Source organism: Millisia brevis NBRC 105863, assembly GCF_001552615.1.
Taxonomy (GTDB): Bacteria; Actinomycetota; Actinomycetes; order Mycobacteriales; family Mycobacteriaceae; genus Millisia; species Millisia brevis.
In genome coordinates this window covers 1-1325 of the sequence record NZ_BCRN01000046.1, presented here as the reverse complement: position 1 = coordinate 1325, position 1325 = coordinate 1, and the positions used below count along the sequence as shown (strand labels likewise).

The window sequence follows — 1325 nt, the reverse complement described above, 5'->3', positions numbered from 1 at the left end:
GGTATGGTTGCTGTCGTGCGTGACCCGGAGTTCGTGTTGACCGATCGTGAGCGTGACCAGTTGACGGTGTGGTCACGGGAGTCGTCGCGGCTCGGGCAGCGGGCACGGATCGTGTTGGCGTGCGCCGAACCGGGTGCGGTGTATGCGCGGATCGCCCGGGACCTCGGGGTGTCGGCGATGACGGTGACCAATGTGCGTGCCCGGTTCGCTGCCGGGCGGGTCGAGGGCCTGTGCGAGCGGCCGCGGTCGGGGCGACCGAAGGCCGACCTGGTCCTGGCCGATATCGAGCGTGACCAACTCGAGCGGAGGGCGCGACGCCCGTCCTCGGCGCAATCGCTCGCCCAGCGGGCGAAGATCATCCTTGCCTGCGCCGACGGGGAAACTAACGCGAATGTTGCTGCGACACTACGGGTGCGGGAATCGACGGTAGCGAAGTGGCGGGGCCGGTTCATCGCCGAACGGTTGGACGGGCTCGATGACGAACCGCGCCCCGGGCGGAAACCGTCGATCCTGCTCGACCAGGTGGAGCAGGTCGTGACCGCGACCCTGGAGGAAACCCCACCGGATGCCACGCACTGGTCGCGGACGTCGATGGCCGCCCGCAGCGGGTTGAGTCCGTCGACCGTGGGGCGGATCTGGCGGCGGTTCGATCTGAAACCGCACCTGATCGAGGGCTTCAAGATTTCCACCGACCCACAATTCGTGGACAAGATCGTCGACGTCGTCGGCCTGTACCACCACCCACCGGAAAAGGCCGTCGTGCTGTGCGTCGACGAAAAATCGCAGGTCCAGGCCCTCGACCGATCCCAACCCGTGTTGCCGATCCTGCCCGGCACCCCCGCACGGATGACACACGACTACATACGCAACGGTGTCACCAGCCTGTTCGCAGCCTTCGATATCACCACCGGCGCGGTGATCGCCGAAACCCACCGCCGCCACCGGGCGATCGAGTTCAAGAAGTTCCTGGTAACGATCGACAAGAACGTCCCGGACGACCTCGACGTGCACATCGTGTGCGACAACTACGCCACCCACAAAACCGAGCAGGTCAGCACCTGGCTGGCCCGCCACCCACGTTTCCACATCCACTTCACCCCGACCGGATCCTCGTGGGTCAACCAGGTCGAACGCTGGTTCGGGCTGATCACCGACAAGCTCATCCGCCGCGGTGTCCACCCCACTGTCACCGACCTCGAGAACGACATCCACGCCTGGATCGAGCAGTGGAACACCAACCCGAAACCGTTCGCCTGGACCAAAACCGCCGACGAAATCCTCAACTCCCTCGCAAAATATCTAACGCGAATCTCAGGTGCAGGACA

At 64.8% G+C, this 1325-nt stretch carries 1 protein-coding gene; it reads left to right on the top strand.

All coding sequences use genetic code 11. The features are described 5' to 3' along the window. Window positions 1–15: 15 nt before the first annotated feature. On the top strand, window positions 16–1325 hold a 1310-nt coding region (locus tag MB1_RS24740), incomplete at its 3' end, for an IS630 family transposase (protein WP_245650357.1).